The 3,089-nt window shown below is 49.9% G+C and carries 5 protein-coding genes and 1 pseudogene; 4 read left to right on the forward strand and 2 right to left on the reverse strand.

Translation table 11 applies throughout. The annotated features are described in order from the left end of the window. Window positions 1-178 precede the first annotated feature (178 nt). The gene (locus tag GOX73_RS20555; protein WP_171126715.1) at window positions 179-616 is read right to left on the reverse strand and encodes a chlorhexidine efflux transporter; all 438 of its coding nucleotides are present in this window, start codon (window positions 614-616) and stop codon (window positions 179-181) included. Window positions 617-1,366: 750 nt separating this feature from the next. Here GOX73_RS20555 and GOX73_RS20855 point away from each other — a divergent pair. Then, a complete protein-coding gene (locus tag GOX73_RS20855; RefSeq protein WP_029622054.1) occupies window positions 1,367-1,609 on the forward strand; it encodes a hypothetical protein in 243 nt (80 codons plus the stop codon). 15 nt (window positions 1,610-1,624) lie between these two features. On the opposite strand, the gene GOX73_RS20860 is transcribed toward GOX73_RS20855, so the two are convergent. Continuing rightward, the gene (locus GOX73_RS20860) at window positions 1,625-1,906 is read right to left on the reverse strand and encodes a hypothetical protein (protein ID WP_254429274.1); all 282 of its coding nucleotides are present in this window, start codon (window positions 1,904-1,906) and stop codon (window positions 1,625-1,627) included. 107 nt (window positions 1,907-2,013) lie between these two features. On the opposite strand from GOX73_RS20860, the gene GOX73_RS20865 reads away from it, so the two are divergent. The 3 genes and pseudogenes from GOX73_RS20865 to GOX73_RS20870 form a co-directional block, all read left to right on the forward strand. After that, on the forward strand, window positions 2,014-2,259 hold the full coding sequence (locus GOX73_RS20865) for an IS110 family transposase (RefSeq protein ID WP_254429275.1): 246 nt from the start codon (window positions 2,014-2,016) through the stop codon (window positions 2,257-2,259). An 18-nt stretch (window positions 2,260-2,277) separates the two neighbouring features. Beyond that, window positions 2,278-2,412 (forward strand): hypothetical protein, encoded by a 135-nt coding sequence (locus GOX73_RS20975; protein ID WP_010442252.1) that lies wholly within the window; start codon window positions 2,278-2,280, stop codon window positions 2,410-2,412. Window positions 2,413-2,503: 91 nt separating this feature from the next. After that, window positions 2,504-3,089 (forward strand): annotated as a pseudogene (locus GOX73_RS20870) (hypothetical protein); the annotation flags it as partial.

Here is a 3,089-nt window from a genome sequence, read left to right on the forward strand (position 1 = left end):
CGATCAGTAGATCATGAGCCGGGGACACTGGAAATCTAGAAAAGGCGACCGACCGCTAAGGGCTCGGTGCGGCCGTTCATAACAACATGTCTGTATGTAAGCTTTGCGGATAAAACTGACGCCCTCCAACTGAGGAACACACATTTGCTTACGATCCATCTTATGGTTCGTGTCACACTCAGGATCTACGGTCTAATCCGAATTTGGCTTCTGCTTCAATCAAGCCGACTTGCGGAGAATCCGTTGCCAAGATCGAGCTAAGCGCCGGAATTTGCTTTTTAGTTTCGACATGTGTTTGTCTTTCCACAGGACGCAAACGATCGTAAATCATGTGGAAAAAATATGTGTAAATCGAATAGGTTAACGTCAAGCCCAGATTGAATGCTAATGCGGCTGACAGTGTATGCCCGCCGATCCACATGAGTAGCGGACAAGTTATCAAAATCGCTGTAACTTCATGCAGTGTGGCGTGTAAAACTCTAAGTCTGTGTGGGCGTTTGCAGGCCAGTCGGTTGGTGAAATGTCTATCAATCACGTCAAAGAAGGTATTAAAGATCGGCGACCAGACCATTACTGCTATAGATAATACGGCAATTGTTGCAAACCCATGTACCATTGATGACCCGGCCAGTTGGGCATAAATGGGGGCAACAAAAAAATACCTACTAACTCAAAACTTGAAGTCTGAATGACGCGTTCTTTAAATGACCTAAGTGTAATTTTTCTGCTCCAATACAGTAGTTCTTGCCACATCAAAAAAGGCATCTGCTCACTCAGGAAAATGACCCATCCGGATGCAGAGTACGTTTCCCGAGCAGCCTGCTTTCGCCGCTTCAATGATTATAATTGGCCAGTGAAGATGATTTAGCTGTGAAGTTAGTCACACTGGACAAGTTTAACGAAAAACTGGACATCTGCTCTCAACAATACGGTTTGCTGTAGTGCGGTTTTGTTTGACCATCAAATCGCGAACTTCCTAAACAAGTTCGCTTTTAACGTCTGCTTTGGGCTGATATTGTTGAAAAACTCACAATTGGTGTAAACTCGAGTCAGAATTTGGCCCGACAAGGCCGACGGGAATTTTCAGCTGAGGGGTCGGCCAAAAACTGACACTGGCCACCAGTGGGCACCGAAACGCCCGTCATCGGTATCAGAAGTGGACTTTTCGGATTGACTGCCAGTTCGCAGACTATCAGGGCCTCCCAGATTTATAAGTTTTTCAACACAATCGGCTCAATATTGCAGTTCTCTGCGGTTTGCATGGTTGGCGGTTCGCAGCCCAAAGCATGCGTAATTGGGCTGACCGTGAACTGAGGTCGAGCTCCCGATAGGCTCACAGGGAAACTGTGAACATGGGAGATTTCGAATGGAGTATTTTGCAGGTTTGGACGTGTCGCTGCGTTCGTGCGCGATTTGTGTCGTTGATGGCAAAGGCGCGGTTCTGCACGAGCGAGACCTGCCTTGCGAAATCGAGGAGATCGCGGGCTATCTGGCCGCGCTTCCTGTTTCGGTCGAGCGCATCGGGTTTGAGTCTGGCACTTTGAGCCAGCACTTGTTCTACGGATTGAAGGCAGAAGGTTTCGACGTCGTTTGCATGGAGGCGCGCTAGGTAAGTGCGGCGTTGTCAGCGATGCGTAACTAGACGGATCGCAACGAAGCACGTGGCATTGCCCAAATCTTGCGGACAGGGCGGTTCAGTCCTGTTCACATGAAGAGCCGGGAGGCACATGGGATCCGGGCCCTCCTGAGCACGCGCAAGGCATCGTTGAGTAAGACCAATGATCTGGCCAACGAAGTGCGGGGATTGCTGAAGATCTTCGGCATCCGTCTGCCCAAGACGGTTTAGCATGGCAGCTTCGACGACGTCGTCCGACCGATGATCGAAATGGACGAGGTGTTGGCTCATGCCATGCTCCCGCTGCTCGACGCCCGGCTGGTGCTGTATCAACACTTCCTTGAATTGGATCGGAGGGTAAAACGCGCCGCCAGTCGGGATGCGGTCTGCATCGTATGATGACGGTTCCTGGTGTCGGCCCCATAGCGGCCTTAACCTTCAAGGCCGCTGTTGACGATCCTACGCGGTTCAAACGGTTTCGTACCGTAGCCGCCCACTTTGGCTTGACGCCTCGAAGATATCAGTCAGGTGAGCAAGACAATCCCGGTCGAATATCCAAAGCCGGGGTTCGCGATGTGAGGGCGACACTCTATGCTGCCGCCAACGCTTTGCTGATGCGAACCATGGCAGGATCGCAGATCTAGTCATGGGGGATGAGATTGATGCGCACGAAGGGGCGCCGCCGCGCGGTCGTTGCCGTTGCACGCAAACTGGCCGTTCAAGTTTTCACCCGCCGTCTGTTCTACGGGCAACGCAGCCATTCGCAAATAATTGTCGTCGATGCGGCGCGAGCGTGATCCGAGACCAATAAATTCCAATTTGATTATACATAATGTTGAAGTAACCTCCGACGAAGAAACGACATATAGATTGAAGGTGACGGAGCGGATGGTAAAAGGTCTTAAATCAGCAGTTGCAACTGTACTGACTGCAACGCTGATGGCATGCCCCAATTTAGGCGCAGCAGACCAAGTCTCGGAGCAGATAGAAGCGCTGCTACGGTCAAATACGAATGCGAGTAGCACACTTTCTAACAATAAGAGTTTGGACGCAGGAATCCTTGTGCCTCGTTTCTATACAGACAGAGAATTTGCGCCAGCTTGGACAAGTTTTGAATTGGTCGACGAACTATTTCAGGAGTTGGATGGAGCAATTGATCAGGGCTTTACGCCGAGTGACTTCAAGCTAGAAGAGCTTCGAACCGCTTTCAAAGACTCACAGGGTGGCGATGCCTCAAATAAAGCGCTGTTCGATATTTTGGCGACCGACGCAGCAGTAAAACTCGTGCATCATTTGGTTTTTGGAAAAGTCGATCCAAATGCACTGGATGATGATTGGAACTTCTCAAAACCAGTAATTCAACAAGACCCTTCCATTGTATTGAGCCAATTTCTTCAAAGTGAAGGCTTTAGCGCTTTGATTGAACGCATCGATATCGACAACGCGCAATATACTATGCTCGTTGATGCATTGC

Source organism: Ruegeria sp. HKCCD7221 (genome assembly GCF_013031225.1).
GTDB lineage: Bacteria > Pseudomonadota > Alphaproteobacteria > Rhodobacterales > Rhodobacteraceae > Ruegeria.

Bases quoted from the DNA above. Each gene is read 5' to 3' on its own strand.
- GOX73_RS20555 (WP_171126715.1), bottom strand. From the start codon at position 616: ATGGTACATGGGTTTGCAACAATTGCCGTATTATCTATAGCAGTAATG.
- GOX73_RS20855 (WP_029622054.1), top strand. From the start codon at position 1,367: ATGGAGTATTTTGCAGGTTTGGACGTGTCGCTGCGTTCGTGCGCGATT.
- GOX73_RS20860 (WP_254429274.1), bottom strand. From the start codon at position 1,906: ATGAGCCAACACCTCGTCCATTTCGATCATCGGTCGGACGACGTCGTC.
- GOX73_RS20865 (WP_254429275.1), top strand. From the start codon at position 2,014: ATGACGGTTCCTGGTGTCGGCCCCATAGCGGCCTTAACCTTCAAGGCC.
- GOX73_RS20975 (WP_010442252.1), top strand. From the start codon at position 2,278: ATGCGCACGAAGGGGCGCCGCCGCGCGGTCGTTGCCGTTGCACGCAAA.